Below are 17,831 nucleotides of genomic sequence, written 5' to 3' on the forward strand. Positions count from 1 at the left end.
TCCGTATTATTCTAAGGTATAAAATTATTCTTTCAATAGACCACGTTCCACAGTTACTACAAAGTCCTGAACATTTGTAAGAATTGATCGCGCCGTAAGGGAACCCCTGTCTGCCAACTTGCTTGCAGCAAATTCAGACATATCCACCGTATAAAAAAAGACCGGCCTAACTATATTTTTTCCTTCCACCTTATAAGAAGGCGTCATGTTACCGGTGGCGATTGCGTGAAGCTGGGTTGATAGCGCTATTACAGTTGTTGCGCGGCGGGTCAACCTGCGCATATTGTCCTGCGCGCGATAGGCATCCCCTATAACTTCCGGCATGGGACCGTCATCCCGAATCGAGCCTGCCAGCACATATGGGATTCGATTCTCTATTAAAGCACGCATTACACCATCTTTAATCAGACCTTCTTGGATTGAAGCTTTAATTGAACCTGTTTTGCGTATTATGTTCAGGGCGTCCAGGTGATTGTAGTGTCCGAGTTCAGCGCTTCGCTTGGAATAAAGTTTCTGCCCCAGGGCGGTTCCGAATAGAGCGCCCTCCAAATCATGTGTTGCAAGAGCGTTTCCCGCCAGCAGCCCATGGACAAATCCTTTTTTGATTAAACTTGTAAAGGCTTTTCTTGAATCATGATCAAAAACAACCGCAGGGCCCAGCACCCACAAGATAAAACCATTAACCCGATCATATTTCAGCAGATCATATAACTCGTCATAGTCTATTGAGAATGATGTCTCACGGGTAAGGTGAGACCTGAAGGCAAATTTTTCCGCCTCATAATCTGCAAAATCGAAAGCATGAGAATGAACAAAGATTCCGTCTTTGCCGTTTTCCTCACGTCCACATGCAACAAGATCACCTGTTTTTAAATTTCTACACTCTATTACAGAAAGCTTGCCGGCGGGAGTTTTTACTACTACGCAATCCATCCGTGATTCTTCGATGAGACACCATACATCTTTGCTGATCTTAAAGTATTCCGGGTAGATTGAGGTTGCGTGATAATTGTCGGGAGCGATACCTGACTGCTTAACAGGTTTGCAAACCACTACGGGTGCATCTTTGAAAATTTGTTGATTAAAATCAGGGGGATTGTAATCAGGAAGAATAAAGGTCATTTTAACACCTCGGTTTTTTAGCGCAAGCCCTAAGGGCTCGCGCAAAAATAACTTTACATTTTAAGCGTCGATGCATCCTGTCTGGCTGCGTTACGAACGCGTAGAAATATCTTGATATTCCTACGCGTTCGCGCCTTGCCAGCCAAGCGCCTCAACACTTAAAATTGCTAACTTATTTTTGTGCGAACCCTAAGAATATCTTCGCTGCCTGAGCGCTTCATACATTACAACCGCGCCTGCTGCAGACGCGTTTAAGGAATCTATCTGCCCTAAGTTAGGTATGGAAACCAAATGGTCACACTCTTTTTTAACAAGGGGGCGGATCCCTTTCTCTTCACCACCAATAATAATTGCAATATTACAGGATAGATCGATAGAAAAAACGGATTTACCGGCTTCCCCTTCCATCCCGATAATCCAGAATTCTTTTTTTTTAAGTTCCTTTACAAATTTCACCATATTCGTCACACGGACAAGGGGTAAATGTTCAAGTGCTCCGGCTGATGCTTTACAGGCGGCAGGAGTTGGACCGGCGGATCTGTCCTTTGTGATGATAATGCCTTCCACGCCGGCGCAAAGGGCTGTTCTGGCAAGAGCTCCAAGATTATGCGGATCCTGGATATTATCAAGCAATAGTAAAAAATTATTATATCCGGATTTTTTTGGGTTGTCTATAATTTCAGAAATATCAGAAAACGGATATAGACTCACTCTGGCCGCAACACCTTGGTGACGGGAGGTTTTTGCTAAAGATTTAAGAAAAGAGGCTTTGACTTTTGTTACTGGTATTTTTAAAGATATGGCGAGAAATTCTATTGTTTTAAGGGGGGGTGACAACTTCTCTTTTACAAAATATATCTCAAAAAAAACTCTTTGCCGGGCATTAAGGGCTTCCTTCACAGAATGAATACCATAAAGTATTTCCATTTTGTCGTTTTTATTATAAATAAATTTGTCCTTTCATTTTGCCAGCCTCCCTCATCCCTTTGAGAGGGCTATACTTTAAGATATATATAGACTAATAATCGAGATCAATTCTTCCACAGCTTTTGAAAGATCGTCATTCATTACAGTATGATGATATAGATGTTTTTTTTCCATCTCTTTTTCGGCTGCAGCCATGCGGTTATTTATTGTCTCCTCTGAATCAGTGCCTCTTTTTTTTAGCCTGGATCGTAAAGCATCTATTGATGGAGGTTGAATAAAAATAGTTACTGAATCAGGATATGATCGGAGCATAATTGCGGCCCCTTGTACATCAATATCTATCAGAAGATTTTTACCTTCCGAAATTGTGTTTTTTAAAAAAAATGCGGAAGTGCCGTAGTAATTGCCGTGAACCTCGGCCCATTCAGCCCACATTCCTTTTTTGATGCCGCTGCAAAAATCTTCTTTTGTAATGAAATTATAATCCTTCCCATTCGTTTCTCCCTGCCGCGGCTGCCTGGTTGTAAATGATACGGAGTAGAGCAGGTCGGGAAACCTGTCCAGTACGATTTTGCAAAGAGTGGTTTTGCCGGCGCCTGAGGGAGCGGAAATAATGAACAGATGTCCTGGAGTTATAATTTTTTTTTTTGTATTTTCAAAAATTTTTACTGGTTTGGAGATATTCATTGTTAAAGGCTTTGTCACTACTGAATAGCTTCATAACGCTGGGATATTGTTTCCGGCTGTACAGCGGAAAGTATTACATGATTGCTGTCTGTTATTATGATTGAGCGTGTTTTACGCCCGTGCGTGGCGTCTACAAGATATCGGTTATCCCTTGCTTCATCTTTCAAACGCTTAATCGGCGCAGAATTGGGAGAAATAATCGTGACTATCCTTTCAGCAACAACTGTATTCCCAAAACCGATATTCAATAGATTTTTTTCCATGTAATAAGCTCCTGATTTTTTATTCTACATTCTGGACTTGTTCTCTTAATTTTTCAAGCTCTGATTTTACTTCAACAATAATATGTGATATTTTTGAATTATATGCCTTTGACCCCATTGTATTAAATTCCCTGTTAAGCTCCTGTAAGAGGAAATTAAGCTTTCTACCTGCCGGGTCATCAGAATCCATAATTGTAATGAACTGTTCGATATGGCTTTTTGCCCTGACAATCTCTTCGGAAATATCACTTTTATCAGCAAGGAAGGAAGCTTCCTGGGCTATACGGCCAGGATCGATTTCAACCACTCCTTTTGTTAAAATAGCTATTCGTTCTTTAAGACGTTCCTGGTAAAAGGGGATTAAATCGACGGATTCATTCTCTATTTTATCTATAAAGTCGCTTAAATATTGGAGCCGCTTTTTAAAATCATCGGCAATAAAATCTCCTTCTCTTTGCCGCATTATATCAATATCCAAAAGCGCCCCATTGACAGCTTTGTCTATAATTATCCCTTCTTCCGCCAGATCTGTTTCTACCTCGGAGGGCTTTATCATCTCACCGGTACCGAGCAGAATTTCCAGTGATATTTCGCCTGGAAGGTCAAGAAGGTTTTTTAATTTAACAAGCGCTGCATGATATGACTTTGCCTTACCGGTATTAACATCAAAATCATAAATGTTCTCCGACGTGTTGATAACCCGTAAATTGATTTCTATACGTCCCCTTGATATCTTTTTTGAAATAAGGTCTTTAATTTTGCTTTCAAAACGTCTGTGTAAATATGAGGTTCTCAGAGCCATATCGAGGTGCTTGCTGTTGTAGGACCGTATCTCCACGAAGACGGATATATCCTTAGCATCAATCTTGTAATCGGCAAAGCCTGTCATGCTTTTAATCATTCAATTTTTCCTGAAAATTTATTTTTGTAATCAGATATATATTTTTTGCGTACCATTAAAAGATAGGCGAGCATATGTTTAGCGGCATAATCCGGGTATGTCCAGGGTAATGTTGTGAACCCGCCTTTTGTATAGATTAGCGTCAGATCTGCATAGATTCCCTTTCCAATATAGATTCTATGAGAATAATTTTTTCCCGTTGCCAGAACAAAACGTGAAGGTAGCATATAGCCTGGATCAATATTTACAAGGCGTTTATTGTTGGCGTAGTATTTCTCTTCGATTGAATTTGTGACTGTTTTTATATCTGCAAGAGCGCCCTGATCAATCAGCTCCTTGAAGGAAAACATTCTTCTGAAAAGGGGCGCGCCCATTTCAGATTGGTAGTAGTCTGTGTAATCGAATGGAAGCCACGAACTTATAACATCAATGGCACCGAATTGTTGTATAAGCCCCTCTGCGACTTGTTCATCAAGTTCTTTATCCTTCATGAAGAGTCCGATTATCAGTTTTGCGGGCTGAGGAGGGCTTGGAATGCTCATTTTTTTATAATCAAGGGGTTACAGGCCTGGCCTTTTCAATCAGCATGATCGGAATGTCATCTTTGATTTCATAGATCAGTTTGCATTTGTCACATATAAGACCGTTGCCTGCGTCATCAAGATATATATCGCCCTTGCACTTGGGGCAGGCCAGGATATCAAGGAGTTCCTTGTTGATTGACATGATTTGATCCTTATTTTAAACGCATAATTGTTATATAAGGATCGGAGATTAAATAATATTGTTCAAGTTATTTAATTTGCGATCCTAAGCATATAAAATTCCACAGTAGGTGCGCGATGCATCTATAGATTGCCACATCAATAATTTCACTGCGTTACCGGTCGTCGAAGTAGGGGTTCAAGATTTTGAACCCCTACCCCCTCCGGCCTTGTGCTAAATTTTAAAATCGGGTAATTATCTGAAAATTTATATATGGATTTTATTCTATTATTATTCTTCTCTCTTCACTTATGGTATCTACCACATAATGAACTGTTGCTATTTCGTTTAATTTATGAATGAGCTTGGTAGCAACATCATCCTTTATATCATATACGCGTATATAAACATCCCTTGAACCTGCCGGCACCCCATGGTAACTAATTAAAAGACTTGCAAAACGGCACCCATGATCACGCATTACATGAACTATTTGAGAAATAGATTCTGGTTGATCCTTAACTCTCAAGGCATACTGAAAACTTTTTTTATTAATTCCCGTAAGTAATATCATAACCCTCAAGACATCACTCCGGGTCAGAACGCCTATTACATGGCCGTCCGTGTCCAGCACAGGGGCTCCGGCTATCTTGTTGCGCAATAAAATTTTCGCGGCCTCTCCCACAGTATAATCTTGTGGTATGGTAATAGGGTTTGGTGTCATAACCTCTCTTACCGGTACCTTTGAAACAATATCTATTGCTTCATGAGTATCAAGTGGTATTTTGTCTGAAATCGAAGCTCTTTGAATATCATGATCAGTTAGAACTCCCACAAGTTTACCTTTATCAAGAACCGGAAACATGTTTACCTGACACTTTTGTTGAAGCGTGATCGCTTTTGATAGAGAAGACTTAGCACTAATGGAAAATACCATTTTACTCATAGATTTAGAAACTAACATATATAAACCTCCTTATCCTAATGATTTAATATTTCATAAAGGGCTTAATCCTTTTTTTTTAAATTATGTCATGAAATATTTTTCGTCCCCTTATTCAAAAAGGAACATCCGCACATACTTGGGATCAAGATCTTTTGTTGCTATCCTGCCGTATTCGGCTTCTATTTCAGAGAAGAGTTTCTCCAGGATCAGGCCGAATCCGGTATAAAGATCGTATTTTTCCATTCCTGTTCTTCCTGAGAGCCAGTTCAGGAATGATTCTTTTGCTTTGAGTTTTATTTGTTTCTGTTTATTATTAGTTTCTTGCGTATCTTCCCACAAATCATCAAAAAAGGGTTTGAATTTATCGAAATCGACAGGCAAAAATTTTCCCTGCGTATTTATTGAATCAATTTGATCATTGCACCATAGGGTTAGAATTAAATTTTTATAGTCAAGCTGTTCGTAAGCTTCAGCCGATTTTATTATAACATCCATTTTTGAAAAAATATCATCAAAGTTTGTGATCATGCTTAATATTTCAGCGGTTGCCGCGATTTCTTCGGTTGAGAAAAATTCCCTGTAAAGCACGCCGGATTTATAATTATCATAAAAAAGTGGTTTTTTTATCAGTAGTCCACCCAGCAGACCTGTCCATTCTTCTCCCCAGAATGGGAGTGGTAAATTTTGACCGGCAAACCAGCTTTTTTCCAACCATCTATCCACCCGCCATTTTAATTCCAAGGCTGAACTGTACCCGATTCTGAAGATAAGCGCCAGGGGATATTTTTTTATATATGCGGCAATATTTTTTTTGCCGGTTACGGAAAACTCCCTGGATAAACTTTCCAGGCCAATATTTATATAACCGCATGCTTTCTCTACGACCTTACGCAGATCAGCCCTGCTTTTAACCGGTTTTTGGTCTGCGGAGATTATTTGATTAGCAAGTCCCGCAAATTCCTGCTGAATGTGCTCTATAATTTCATCAATCTCGATGGTTTGAAGAGCCTGGGTAAATATATTTTTAATTTTCAGATTTGGCAAGGGATATTGCGGGGCTGAACGGAATGGGTTCTTGTCAGAAGCAGCCGCAAAAATTTTTTGGCCGAGTTTTTCAATGTTTTTTGGTTTTAATGGGATATATATACCTATGGCATCTTCAAAAGGAAGAAAACCTTTTTCAGCAAGTCTTACGTTCCGTAACCTGTATTGCTCTTCTTCGACCTCTGCCGGCAGGATAGCGGCAGATTCCAGAAGGATCTGCTGATACAGGATATGATCATAGGCTGAAAGGTGTTTAATTAATTCCAGGAGAGTTTGTGACCGTTCCATCTCCTCATGTTCCGAAGGTATCGATTCGGAATCATATCCCCGGGCATACATTGCAGAGGCAGAGATCTCTCCGTAAGGATTAAAGCGCGGCTTAACATAAAAGGTGTCATCATCAGTGAAAAAACCATCCCCCAGTTCGGACGGCTCCTGATCATGCTCCCTTATCTTTAGCTCGAGATTTTTAAAAAGATAGAATTCAATCAATTCCTTCTTTTTATCCCTTAACCACTGGATTAAACGTTTTGGCGCGGCTGTAAGGAGAACGTGGATCCATTGCGTGACGGATTTGAGGTCAATCCTGTCCCTGTCCCATGTCTCTATATCCAGAATATATTCCCACTGTCGTGTGGATGCCAGGGAGAGAAGTTCTACGGCATCGTTCAATCCGATGTCATTAATTAAAAAATAAAAGTCATCTTCCTGGAATGATTGGACAACAGCAGAAGGCTGCTCCGACTCCAGGATGGCATCAAGGGCTTTTTCAGGGGGTAGGGCAAGAATTTTTTCCCTGATCTTATGTAGGTCTTTACCTTTTTGTAAGAGTATTCCGTTTTCCTGATCCATTTGCTAAATTCCAGGGGGCAATTTTTGGTAAAAGCAGCATTCCCGGCGCTGCCACCAGCATACATATTATAAAAAAAAATTCCCAGCCCGCACTTTGGGCCATAAATCCGGTTGGAGCCGAGGCCAGAACCCTGGGAAAGGCCATAAGGCTGCTCAAAAGGGCATATTGTGTGGCTGTAAATCTTTTATCCGTAATACTTGCCATAAAAGCCACAAAGGCGGCGGTTCCCATGCCGCTGCTCAGATTTTCAAAGGATATGACAAAGGATAAAGCTATTATGCTGGGACCTGTTTTAACCAGAAGGGCAAAGCATCCGGTGGAGATCGCCTGTAAAAAACCGAAAATCCATAAACTTCGTCTTATTCCAAGGCGGAGCATAAGAAAGCCTCCTGTAATCGCGCCGACAATAACAGCCCATGTTCCGAATAATTTGACGACCGTGCCGATTTCGGTTTTCGAAAATCCCACATCAAGATAAAAGGGTATGGTCATGGCGCCGGCCATGGTATCGCCTATTTTATAGAGCAGTATAAAGGCCAGCATCAGCAAAGCGCTCCGTCTGCTGAAGTATTCCATTAGAGGGGCAATTACCGCCTCTCTTAATGTTTTCGGCGTATTTCCCGGCACAACCGGTTCCGGTGCAAATAGCGTGGTAAATATACATGGGAGCATGCAGGCCGCCATGATAAGATAAACATAAGCAAAAGGGATATGATCCGCCAGGATAAGACCGCCTCCTGAAGCGAGCAGGGTACCCATTCTGTACCCGTATATATATAAAGAGGAGCCGAGTCCCAGTTCCTTGTCGGGAAGGTCTTCACGACGGTAGGCATCAATTACAATATCCTGGGAAGCGCTCAAAAAGGATATAAGCAGAGCAGTAAATATCATCATTCGGAAATGATGCACAGGATCGGTAAACCCTAAACCTGCTATGGCACATACCAGGGCAATCTGTATTAAAAAGAGCCATCCTCTTCTGCGGCCGAGAAAAGGCGGAATAAAACGGTCCAGCAGAGGCGCCCACAGGAATTTCCAGGTATATGGAATCTGTACCAGGGTGATGAGTCCGATAAGAGACAGATCAATATTTTCTTCCTTCATCCATGCCTGCAGAACAGACAGGGTCAACAGGAGCGGCAGACCGGACGCAAAACCCATTATAAGGGTTACAAGCATCCGGCCGCTGCAGATTACCCTGAAGCTATCTTTTAGCTGGATGCAGCGCCTGTGCGATTCATCACTCACAACTCATCACTTATCGTTTTCCTCAAGCTGATACGGTGTTACAACTGCTCCGTATTTATCTTTAAGTTTAAAAAGTTCTTCTTTTTGTTCATCCATAATTTCAAAAATCCTTTCAGGAATGTGTGTTCCTTTTCTGTAGGCATCAACCTGTAAATCTATTCTTTTCAATATGTTATCAAGATACAGGGAAAATTGCTTATTATAGAGATCAATTGTATATTCCTTATTAATTTTCGTTTCAAAGATCTTTTGCAGATCTTTGAACTTTGGAATGTTGCCTATGGGAGTTTTGATAACATCAATATCCCTATGAACTAGTTTTGCAAGCCAGTTCAGCCAGACTTTGACATCTCTTTTTTCGCCGAGCAGTTTCTTTGAAGAGCCGCCTCTTGCTTCTTCCGTAAGAAAATAGTTCAGGCCTGCCATTACAGGCTGTTTATTGGCAGCAATCAGTTTGTTGCCGTAAAATTTGAATTGTGAATCCATATAATCGCCCAAAACACCTGGTATAAAAGGAGCATTGGCCCATGGAGCCCGCTTGACTCCGGTTGCTCCGATTTCGGCTGTGGTTGCTTCCGATACCAAGCAGGCACCGATTACCACACCGTGATCAGAATCTTTTGCAACCCGGATAGGCGGCATGGTATCACTGTCCCGACCGCTGTATGTTATAACCCCGATTACAACACCATCAGGATCTTCAATCCTTTCAGAACAGTTTGAAAGAGCGCTTGCATTTAAAGTGCAGCGTGCATTCGGGTGAGATATGGGAAGCTCATTACCATTTTTGTCCAGCATCCCTTTTTCCCAGGGACCGTAAAATGTAAAACCTTTATCCGGTATATCTTCTCCGCAGCCGGTCCAGTAGGGCACGCCGTTATCATCTATCAGTACATTAGACCAGATTACTTCAGTGCCGGGTTTTCGTAGGCAGTCCATCAAAACAGGATCGCCTTCCCTGTTGACATCCTCAAGAATACCGAAAATACCCTTTTCAGGGTTAATCGATCTGATTGAACCATCTTCGGCTATCCGCATTTGAGCAAGATCGTCACCTATAAAATGGTCGCCGGCCATGGCCGTGGTCGTTTTCCCGCACCCACTCGGTGCAGCTCCGGTAAACCATGTTATTCGGCCTTCCGGTTCTTCAATTCCGGTAATAAACATGTGCTCGGCAAGCTGGGTTCCCCTGTACTCATATACCGACCTGTCAACGACAAACCTGTGATTCCCTTTTTTCAGCAAAAGCGTGTTACCAGCATAAGTGCAAAGGAAACTGTATGTTGTCTGCTTTTTTCGATCCATAAAGACTCTTGCGTGGGGCAGGTCTTCAGGCCGGTTCAACCCCTCACTATGTATATTTGTAAAAAAATGACCTGACCGTTCAATCTCTTTGTCAAAAACCGAAAATGCGTTTCTATAAAGGATTTCAGCGCTGTGACCGACATAAGCCGAGCTGGTGATTTCCAGGGCAGGATTTGCAACCGGTGAACCAACAGGCCCGCGCATATAAAATCCTATGAACATCTTATGCCCGCGCATAAGACCTTTCATATTGTTTTGAATATATTCAAGGGCATCCGGTCGGTCTATCCTGTTTGCAAGAGAGCTGATAAACTCTTCAGGGTCGGTAATATAATATGTTTTATCTATAATTCTGCCCTGTTCCTCCCTAAGATCATAATGGATGGTATGATCCTCCATCGTCAGTTTTTTCTCTTCCCCTTTTTTTAAACTGAATTCCCTGACAAAACGATTATCCTCTTCGGTATCGGTTACTATAAAAATTGTATCAGGATCACACATTGCTATGGCGTTTGCTATCTTGATCAAAACTTCGGTGGTTTCGATTTTTTCGATTTTTGAAAGATTCTCCTTATCCATTTTTTCTTTAAAAACTTGCCTTGCCGCTTCTATTGTTCTGAACCCACCTATTTCCTGTACGATATCTATAGGTTTTTTTATATCAGTCATAGGAATTTCTCCTTTAGAACAGCAACTGTTTTTATACAATATAAACAGTCCAAAGGCGGGTTAAACACCCACAATTCAACTCATTGTATTTACCAAATATCAAGTTAACCACCTACAAAATTTGTAGCTAATTTTTTTATTATAATATTTTTGTTTTTTATAAGGGTTTTAGGAGTAAGGTACTAAAAAGATCAACTATAACTCGATGTTCAAGTTTTTGATGATGAACTTGCCAAAAGCACTTAGCAAGGACAATATTTACGTGATAGAGAAGGTGTTGGCCCCAATCTACCTATAGTTCTTCCGCTCATATGTTTTCCCGATGGCATAAGTCGGAAAACTTTTTTGATAACTTGGCCCATTTCTTTAAGTTTTTCACCGGGATCTTGTTGTTGCAGCAAAGATTTGACACATTCCATCAAAACATCCATTTGAGTTTTTCTTTGCAGACTTCCCACGGTAAACACGGGAGTTTTGTTCTCTATGCAGGCCTCCTGCTCAGGGTGAAGGAGGAGGCAATGGTCTAGCAACAGACTCAAGATCAGGCCTCGGCTTGATCCTTCTTCGTCATATTGTTTGGCCTCTTGTCCCCATCCTTCATAAAGCTTCCAGTCTTCAAAAAAAACCTCTACAAGCCATCTCAAAGAATATGCTTGAATAATGTCAACTGTGCGCCAACTCACATCAGTGGCAGCTAAGTAACGGTATTCATCTTCCCCTTCATATTTAAGAGCTATCACAAAAAGCACATTGCCATCGTGTGCATCAACCTTAAGGCGGGCACTGCTCACTGTTGCATTGACTTTTTCACCGCCTCGCACACGAATGGTGCAATTTACACCTTTGTTAATCATGTTGAAATAATCCGTAATTGTCTTTTTTTTACCTTTGTATCGTATATTTTGATTTGACTTTAATTGGCTGATAATTTGCACTCCTCCCAAAATATTAGAGGCTCCATTCATAAATTCTTTTGAACCGTATAAAGCGTCAGCCAATACACATTTAACAGTAATTTTAGGATAATATTTTTTAAAATTCTCAAGTAAGAGCAGGGCTAATTGAATTTTTTTCGGATACTCAGGGTTAAATGCTGGTTTGACAGGACGCTTACTCTTCGGGAGTCCCTTTTTTTTCAATCTCTCTTCTTCTTTTTTCCAGGCACTAACAACTGGATCAGGCATGTAAAACTTAAAACCAATAGGTACGGTTATAGAGTCTGTGACCAAAAGAAGCAAAACAACTGTTTGCCCATTAACATAACCTCCGCTTGCTTTGTGTTTTTGCTTATGAGCCTTGTATATTCGCTTTGTATTCTTAGAACGGGCACGATCAGACTCATCAAAAACAATTACACCATTTGTGATACCATATTTTTTCAAAATACGCCTGACGCTTCCAACAAGTAAATTGTCCCATGAAATCTTACCCTTACGAAACATCCAAGATAGAGCTGCTAATTTATAATTGCCCAGACTCGCCCGTTCAAATTTTGCCCAACATACAGCATTTACCATTAATATACCGGTAAGACAAAAGCTTAGCCATGCTTTCTGGGTAAATGTTAATCCCGCACCAGGTTTGTATTGCTCCAGGCTATTGTTGAGATCTTCAATGTACTGTTTGATAAATGGTGCAGATTCAGTTAATAGCATTATGAATGGACTCTTTCAAAATTATTAATATTTTTCAATGGCCGTGATTATACTCTCAAGCTTAAAATTTAGCTAATCATAAAAACTTGATCATCGAGTATAACTTTTAATAATTATATCTTGTAATCCTCTTTTTGGGATATGGTGAATTTGATTTTCATCGCGCCAGTATTTTATATCACCATCAGCTCCGAGCTTTTCTATTGCGGCTTCTTCTTTCGGTTTCCCGATTGCCAGAACCAGCATGATTCTATATTTTGATTCTATAGAGAGTATTTTTCTTAATTTTTCCTTGTTAATCAGACCGATCATGCAGCCTGCGAGCCCTTTTTCCCTGGCCCCCAAAAGAATACTCTGAGCGGCGATACCGTGATCGCACCAAAAATCTTTGGTCAGCTCAGTATCACCCAGTATTATAATATAAGCCGAGGGACGTTCTCCTTCCACTGGACCGGCCCAGTCTTTTAGATAAGCCGCCCAGGTCAGGCATGAGAATATTTCAGAATTAGTTGATGCATCGCAGGAGAGTATGTATCTCAAAGGTTGCAGATTGGCTGCTGAAGCCGATAACCTCGCCAGGTTCACCAATTGATTTAACATCTCTATATTTATGGAATGGTTTTGATAGAACCTTCTGCAACTTCTGTTTTTTTTTATAAGATCTTCTATCATATTACTACAATCCATTACACTGAAATTTTTCAAAAATCGGCATATTCTGTTCTATCCATATTAGAACCTTGTCGAATTCATCCCTGACTTCACGCATAGCCTTGCCCCTGTGACTGACGTAACTTTTTTCTGCCCTGGTTATTTCAGCAAAAGTTTTGTCAAACGAAGGATAGTAAAATATCGGGTCATATCCGAAGCCGTTTATTCCCGATGGATGCTCTGCTATCAGGCCTTCGCAGCGTGCTTCATAAGTAAGAGCGGCGCCCGTAGGTACAGCTATGGAGATAACACATTCAAAAGCGGCTTTTCGATTCTCTTTACCTTCAAGTTCTTTCAGCATCCTGGTGCACCTCTCTTCATCTGTTGCATCTGTGCCGCCATAACGTGCCGAATATATACCCGGCGCTCCTCCAAGGGCTTCGACAACAATCCCGGAATCATCAGCAATCGTAGGCAGACCGAGAATTTTTGCCGTAAAACTCGCTTTTTTATAAGCATTTTCTTCAAAAGTATTTCCATCCTCTTCTACTTCAGGTATCGGCCCAAAATCATCAAGGTTTTTGATTATAACAGGAAATTTTTTTAATAAATCTGATATTTCAAGTATTTTTCCATTGTTCCTGGTTGCAAGAACAATGGTAGGTAAATTTTTCATAATAATTTTATCTCTGATATAATGGTATGTGTTGTTGCGTATAAATTTTTTGATTATAATTCATTTGTTGTAATTGTAAAGTTTTTTAAGAGGTTTCAAGTCTGCTGTTGAATTGCAGAATTATATGGCGCACCGGGTTTCTATATTTGTATAATTTGTAAACAATATGCCCTGTTTTTTTAAAATTCTTTTTTAAGAATATCGTCGGGTATTATCTCGAGAAAGCGGCTCGGGTTGCATAAAAAGCTGTTTGAGCTTTTGTCGTAGACATTTTGCGGGTAAATAAAAAAGAGATTTTCCTTTGCGCGTGTTGCGGCAACATACATTAGCCTCAGTTCTTCTTCAAGGTCTTTGTCATTATTTAAAGCATAGGCCGACGGAAAACGTCCGTCAAGGGTCCAGATAACAAATACAGTATTCCACTCTAACCCTTTGGCTGAGTGCACTGTGGAAAGAACCAGCCTGCCTTTATCTGAAGGATTTGTCGTAAAGGAGTCATCTTTCACTGTATTTGGAGGCTCCAGGGCCATATCTGTTAAAAATTCTCCCATATTCCTGTATCGTTCCATAATCCCAACAAGATGCTCAAGGTGTTTTCTGCGTTTGTGATGATCATCATACATTGTTTCCAAGAGCGGTGTATAATATTCTATTACAGCTTCTCCCATGTCGGCGACAGTTACTGATTGTGAATCCATTTTAGCGAAAAGCCCCTTAAGCTTCATAATGCCCTCGGCTGCCTTTCCCTTAAGTTTTATGCCCGACAGGCCGGCATCGATTCCTTTTTCTGAAACAGATTTGAAAATTTTTCGTGCCGCGGCGGGACCGATTTTATTAAGAAGCATAAGAATTCTATACCAGCTTATTCTGTCAACCCGACTGGAGAAAGCCCTTAAATGAGCTATTACATCCTTTATATGAGCGGAATCCATGAATTTGAAACCACCCATTTTTATAAAAGAAATGTTATTTCTGGTCAGTTCTATCTCAAGTCCGAATGAATGAAAGCCGGACCTGAAAAGTACTGCTATCTCATTTACGGGTATACCTTTTTCAGCAAGGTTTTTTATTTTTTTTACTACAATTTCTGATTGAGCATATTCATCCTCAGCGTTTATGATAATGGGCATGGTTTCGCCGTGTAAATTTGTAAATAGTTTTTTTGAATATTTTGTTGCTGCATTTTCAATCATCTTGTTTGTAAGGTCAAGAATGGGTTGAGCACTGCGATAGTTCTCTTCCAGCTTGATTATCCTTGTGGAAGGAAAAACATCGGGAAATCTCATTATATTCATGAAGTCTGCTCCCCTGAAAGAATATATGCTCTGGGAATCATCGCCTACAACCATAATATTCTTTTCATCGCCGGCAAGGAAGTATACTATTTCTGCCTGTACAGGGTTTGTGTCCTGATATTCGTCTACCATGATGTAACGATACAGCGACGTAAGCTTGTTGCGAATTTCCGGGTGTTTTTTTAAAAGCAGATGTAAAAATATCAGAAGATCGTCATAGTCAAGGGCATTATTTATTCTTTTTTGATTTGCGTATTCTTTATTCAGCTCAATAATTGCTTCCAGGTCATTGAAGAAATGCGGGTAATCACGGGAAACTACATCTTCCAGGGATAGAACCTTATTGACAGCCCTGCTGAAAATATTGGCAAGAGTCTGTTTCCTTGGGAATGAGCGGTTTTTTGAGCCGTAGCCGGACTCTTTTCTTATAATATTTATTAAACTTTCGGTGTCTGACCGGTCCATAATATAGAAGTCATGCCCAAACCCGATTTTTTTTGCGTAGGTTCGCAGCACACTGTTTGCAAAAGAATGAAAAGTTCCTCCTGAAACCATGGCGCATCTTGCACCTACCAGCTGTGAGGCACGATGCAGCATTTCCTGGGATGCTTTTCTTGTAAATGTGAGAAGTAGAATAGATTGAGGAGGGATGCCTTTTTCCACAAGGTAGGCAACCCTGTAAGTAAGAGTCCTGGTCTTTCCACTTCCAGCACCCGCAATAATCAGGAGCGGTCCTTCAGCACTTGTTACAGCATCAAGTTGAGAGGGATTAAGTTCCTTCTCATAATTAATATTAAATTGCCCGGAATTGTCCGCTGGTTTTATTTGTTCTTTTATTTTCATAGCAGTGGCTTAACGAAAACAGCTCATAATTAGCAGTGCCTGAACGAAAACTATCTATCATGTTGATAAAATAAGGTTAGCCGACACCTCCAACGTATTTAGTTATCAAGCATTGTAAACATTATTTAGAGAGGATGCAATTATTTTTTTGAAGCAATAAAAACATAACAACCTTTTAAACTAATTGCCAAATAATAGAGTTATCCATAATTTTTTATCTGTAATTTTCAACAAGCTTGTTGATCATGGCCTTGATTATTTTATGGTCAGGACTGACAATTTCTTCACAGAGCAACGGTTGCATGCTGAGTAGGATAGTTTTGTACCAGCCTGTTTTTAACATTTTTAGGTGGTAAAATCTACTCTTGATCCCCCTGGATTAAAAGCGATATAATTTCTTTTGAAGAATGTCGGGATATTTTTTTGTTATGAAAGATATGTTGCGGCACAGCAAAAGCGAAGGAATCTGTGGATGATTAATCAAAAACAAATAGCTCTAAATAAATTGAATGACCGTATAAGGAGTTGTATTAACTGCCGGTTATCCTTAACAAAGCAGAATATAATTTGTGGCGAAGGAACTTTAAATGCCCGTTTGATGCTCATAGCCCTATCTCCTGGAGAGAATGAGGATAGAGAGTGCAAAATGTTTATTGGACCATCAGGTAAAATATTAGATAAGCTTTTACATATCGCTGTCATTAGCAGGGATTCAATCTATATGACAAATTTGATTAAGTGTAAGCTGCCCAAAAACAGGAGGCCCAAACAGGATGAGATAGAGGCTTGCAGCCATTTTTTAGATGAGGAGATAGCTATATTGTCGGCTAAAATAATTGTTCCGTTAGGTTATTACGCGGCAAGATATATTTTTAAAAAGTATGCTTCGGATCCTCCCCCGGCGCGTGCAGATTACCGTGCGCTTTACGGTAGACTAATTCTTTTAAATGAAAAAAAAGTATTTCCATTACCACATCCGGCTTCTTTACTTTACAATCCATCTTATAAGGCGGAGACTGCTATAAAATATCATAAATTGCAAATTCTTTCCCATAATTGTAAATGGTATTCTATGTGCCCGATGAAATGTTATTTTGAACATGGACGTTTGGAAAAAAAATGGATAGAATTATATTGTAAAGGTGATTGGGAAGATTGTGTCCGTTATCAGAAAGAAGAAAAGGGAGCTTATCATCCGGATTGGATGCTGCCGGACGGAAGCATCGATGAGAGTTTGCGGTATAGATGAAGCAAAATATTTTTTTTATGGACCTGACAAGGAATTTTAAATGGATATGAAATCTTTGAATGCGCTCCTCAGGGCGGTTTCAAGCGGCAAAACAAGTGTTGAAAATGCGGCGGAAAAACTGAAAAATTTATCTATGGAAGATATTGAATATGCCCACATCGACCATAATCGTTCCCTGCGGAAGGGGTTTCCCGAAGTTATCTTCGGTGAGGGGAAAACAGCAGATCAGATAATAGGCATAATGGAGAAAATACTTGTGCAGGAGCATGTTTTACTTGTGACTCGTGTCAGCCCGAATAAAGCCGACAAGATTCTTGCACACTTCCCGGAAGCTAAATTTTATAATGATGCCGGAATGATAATCTGGAAAAAGGATACAATTTCTATACTGGGAAAAGGTGAAATACTTGTTATTTCAGCCGGTACTTCGGATATCCCGGTGGCCAGGGAAGCCTATCTTACTGCCAAAGCCATGGGCAATGAAGCCGGCTATCTGTACGATGTGGGAGTAGCCGGGATTCACAGGTTGTTTAAGCATAAAGAATTAATCAGCAATGCCGCAGTGCTTGTCGTGGCTGCCGGAATGGAGGGCGCCTTGCCCAGCGTTGTGGCCGGGATGGTGGACAAGCCTGTCATAGCAGTGCCGACCAGTATAGGTTATGGAGCAAGCCTGGGTGGTTTGACGGCTCTTTTTGCAATGCTGAACAGTTGCAGTTCCAATGTGGCTGTTGTAAATATTGATAATGGTTTCGGAGCCGGGTATATGGCATCTATGATTAACAGGGTTTAAGA

Annotated in this window: 17 protein-coding genes; 2 read left to right on the forward strand and 15 right to left on the reverse strand. The window is 40.5% G+C overall.

All coding sequences use genetic code 11. The features are described from left to right. Positions 1–24: 24 nt before the first annotated feature. The 15 genes from BuS5_RS08890 to BuS5_RS08960 all read right to left on the reverse strand — a co-directional run bounded on the left by BuS5_RS08890 (position 25) and on the right by BuS5_RS08960 (position 15,790). Positions 25–1,122: an ornithine cyclodeaminase family domain gene (locus tag BuS5_RS08890; RefSeq protein ID WP_027354526.1), complete on the reverse strand. Its 1,098-nt coding sequence runs from the start codon at positions 1,120–1,122 to the stop codon at positions 25–27. Between the two features lie 189 nt (positions 1,123–1,311). Beyond that, on the reverse strand, positions 1,312–2,049 hold the full coding sequence (rlmB, locus tag BuS5_RS08895) for a 23S rRNA (guanosine(2251)-2'-O)-methyltransferase RlmB (RefSeq protein WP_035265887.1): 738 nt from the start codon (positions 2,047–2,049) through the stop codon (positions 1,312–1,314). A 75-nt stretch (positions 2,050–2,124) separates the two neighbouring features. After that, positions 2,125–2,754, reverse strand: coding sequence for a guanylate kinase (gene gmk / locus BuS5_RS08900; RefSeq protein ID WP_274428152.1), 630 nt, complete (start codon positions 2,752–2,754; stop codon positions 2,125–2,127). Then, positions 2,754–2,999 carry a DUF370 domain-containing protein gene (locus BuS5_RS08905; RefSeq protein WP_027354528.1) on the reverse strand — a complete coding sequence of 82 codons (246 nt, stop codon included), beginning with the start codon at positions 2,997–2,999 and terminating at the stop codon, positions 2,754–2,756. Before BuS5_RS08905 ends, gmk begins: the two co-directional genes overlap by 1 nt. A gap of 19 nt (positions 3,000–3,018) precedes the next feature. Next, positions 3,019–3,900 carry a YicC/YloC family endoribonuclease gene (locus tag BuS5_RS08910; RefSeq protein WP_027354529.1) on the reverse strand — a complete coding sequence of 294 codons (882 nt, stop codon included), beginning with the start codon at positions 3,898–3,900 and terminating at the stop codon, positions 3,019–3,021. Continuing rightward, positions 3,897–4,442, reverse strand: coding sequence for a DUF4416 family protein (locus BuS5_RS08915; RefSeq protein ID WP_027354530.1), 546 nt, complete (start codon positions 4,440–4,442; stop codon positions 3,897–3,899). The genes BuS5_RS08910 and BuS5_RS08915 overlap by 4 nt, the downstream gene beginning before the upstream one ends. A gap of 10 nt (positions 4,443–4,452) precedes the next feature. Further along, on the reverse strand, positions 4,453–4,626 hold the full coding sequence (locus tag BuS5_RS08920) for a Trm112 family protein (protein ID WP_084446159.1): 174 nt from the start codon (positions 4,624–4,626) through the stop codon (positions 4,453–4,455). Between the two features lie 259 nt (positions 4,627–4,885). Beyond that, the gene (locus tag BuS5_RS08925; protein ID WP_051375007.1) at positions 4,886–5,569 is read right to left on the reverse strand and encodes a CBS and ACT domain-containing protein; all 684 of its coding nucleotides are present in this window, start codon (positions 5,567–5,569) and stop codon (positions 4,886–4,888) included. A gap of 90 nt (positions 5,570–5,659) precedes the next feature. Then, on the reverse strand, positions 5,660–7,447 hold the full coding sequence (locus BuS5_RS08930) for a DUF6178 family protein (RefSeq protein WP_027354531.1): 1,788 nt from the start codon (positions 7,445–7,447) through the stop codon (positions 5,660–5,662). Beyond that, the gene (locus tag BuS5_RS08935) at positions 7,410–8,696 is read right to left on the reverse strand and encodes an AmpG family muropeptide MFS transporter (protein WP_232223091.1); all 1,287 of its coding nucleotides are present in this window, start codon (positions 8,694–8,696) and stop codon (positions 7,410–7,412) included. The genes BuS5_RS08930 and BuS5_RS08935 overlap by 38 nt, the downstream gene beginning before the upstream one ends. Positions 8,697–8,702: 6 nt before the next feature. Beyond that, the gene (locus BuS5_RS08940) at positions 8,703–10,670 is read right to left on the reverse strand and encodes a phosphoenolpyruvate carboxykinase (GTP) (protein ID WP_027354532.1); all 1,968 of its coding nucleotides are present in this window, start codon (positions 10,668–10,670) and stop codon (positions 8,703–8,705) included. A 242-nt stretch (positions 10,671–10,912) separates the two neighbouring features. Beyond that, entirely contained in the window at positions 10,913–12,325 is a 1,413-nt protein-coding gene (locus tag BuS5_RS08945; RefSeq protein WP_274427895.1) for a transposase, read from the reverse strand. 90 nt (positions 12,326–12,415) lie between these two features. Further along, positions 12,416–12,997, reverse strand: a complete 582-nt coding sequence (locus tag BuS5_RS08950) for a nitroreductase family protein (protein WP_027353943.1) — start codon at positions 12,995–12,997, stop codon at positions 12,416–12,418. Positions 12,998–13,001: 4 nt separating this feature from the next. Next, positions 13,002–13,652 carry an XTP/dITP diphosphatase gene (locus tag BuS5_RS08955; RefSeq protein ID WP_084445938.1) on the reverse strand — a complete coding sequence of 217 codons (651 nt, stop codon included), beginning with the start codon at positions 13,650–13,652 and terminating at the stop codon, positions 13,002–13,004. A 179-nt stretch (positions 13,653–13,831) separates the two neighbouring features. Next, the gene (locus tag BuS5_RS08960) at positions 13,832–15,790 is read right to left on the reverse strand and encodes an ATP-dependent helicase (RefSeq protein ID WP_027353944.1); all 1,959 of its coding nucleotides are present in this window, start codon (positions 15,788–15,790) and stop codon (positions 13,832–13,834) included. A 472-nt stretch (positions 15,791–16,262) separates the two neighbouring features. Here BuS5_RS08960 and BuS5_RS08965 point away from each other — a divergent pair, with 472 nt between their 5' ends. Both BuS5_RS08965 and larB read left to right on the forward strand, forming a co-directional pair. Continuing rightward, complete coding sequence (locus BuS5_RS08965; RefSeq protein WP_027353945.1) at positions 16,263–17,039, forward strand: uracil-DNA glycosylase; 777 nt, start codon at positions 16,263–16,265, stop codon at positions 17,037–17,039. Positions 17,040–17,079: 40 nt separating this feature from the next. Continuing rightward, positions 17,080–17,829 (forward strand): nickel pincer cofactor biosynthesis protein LarB, encoded by a 750-nt coding sequence (gene larB, locus BuS5_RS08970; RefSeq protein WP_027353946.1) that lies wholly within the window; start codon positions 17,080–17,082, stop codon positions 17,827–17,829. Positions 17,830–17,831 lie beyond the last annotated feature (2 nt).

The organism is Desulfosarcina sp. BuS5 (assembly GCF_028752835.1).
In the GTDB taxonomy this organism is placed as follows: domain Bacteria; phylum Desulfobacterota; class Desulfobacteria; order Desulfobacterales; family BuS5; genus BuS5.

Excerpts from the sequence above, each read along its gene's own strand:
- BuS5_RS08890 (WP_027354526.1), bottom strand. The coding sequence starts at position 1,122 with ATGACCTTTATTCTTCCTGATTACAATCCCCCTGATTTTAATCAACAA.
- rlmB (WP_035265887.1), bottom strand. The coding sequence starts at position 2,049 with ATGGAAATACTTTATGGTATTCATTCTGTGAAGGAAGCCCTTAATGCC.
- BuS5_RS08905 (WP_027354528.1), bottom strand. The coding sequence starts at position 2,999 with ATGGAAAAAAATCTATTGAATATCGGTTTTGGGAATACAGTTGTTGCT.
- BuS5_RS08910 (WP_027354529.1), bottom strand. The coding sequence starts at position 3,900 with ATGATTAAAAGCATGACAGGCTTTGCCGATTACAAGATTGATGCTAAG.
- BuS5_RS08915 (WP_027354530.1), bottom strand. The coding sequence starts at position 4,442 with ATGAGCATTCCAAGCCCTCCTCAGCCCGCAAAACTGATAATCGGACTC.
- BuS5_RS08920 (WP_084446159.1), bottom strand. The coding sequence starts at position 4,626 with ATGTCAATCAACAAGGAACTCCTTGATATCCTGGCCTGCCCCAAGTGC.
- BuS5_RS08925 (WP_051375007.1), bottom strand. The coding sequence starts at position 5,569 with ATGTTAGTTTCTAAATCTATGAGTAAAATGGTATTTTCCATTAGTGCT.
- BuS5_RS08930 (WP_027354531.1), bottom strand. The coding sequence starts at position 7,447 with ATGGATCAGGAAAACGGAATACTCTTACAAAAAGGTAAAGACCTACAT.
- BuS5_RS08940 (WP_027354532.1), bottom strand. The coding sequence starts at position 10,670 with ATGACTGATATAAAAAAACCTATAGATATCGTACAGGAAATAGGTGGG.
- BuS5_RS08945 (WP_274427895.1), bottom strand. The coding sequence starts at position 12,325 with ATGCTATTAACTGAATCTGCACCATTTATCAAACAGTACATTGAAGAT.
- BuS5_RS08950 (WP_027353943.1), bottom strand. The coding sequence starts at position 12,997 with ATGATAGAAGATCTTATAAAAAAAAACAGAAGTTGCAGAAGGTTCTAT.
- BuS5_RS08955 (WP_084445938.1), bottom strand. The coding sequence starts at position 13,652 with ATGAAAAATTTACCTACCATTGTTCTTGCAACCAGGAACAATGGAAAA.
- BuS5_RS08960 (WP_027353944.1), bottom strand. The coding sequence starts at position 15,790 with ATGAAAATAAAAGAACAAATAAAACCAGCGGACAATTCCGGGCAATTT.
- BuS5_RS08965 (WP_027353945.1), top strand. The coding sequence starts at position 16,263 with ATGATTAATCAAAAACAAATAGCTCTAAATAAATTGAATGACCGTATA.
- larB (WP_027353946.1), top strand. The coding sequence starts at position 17,080 with ATGGATATGAAATCTTTGAATGCGCTCCTCAGGGCGGTTTCAAGCGGC.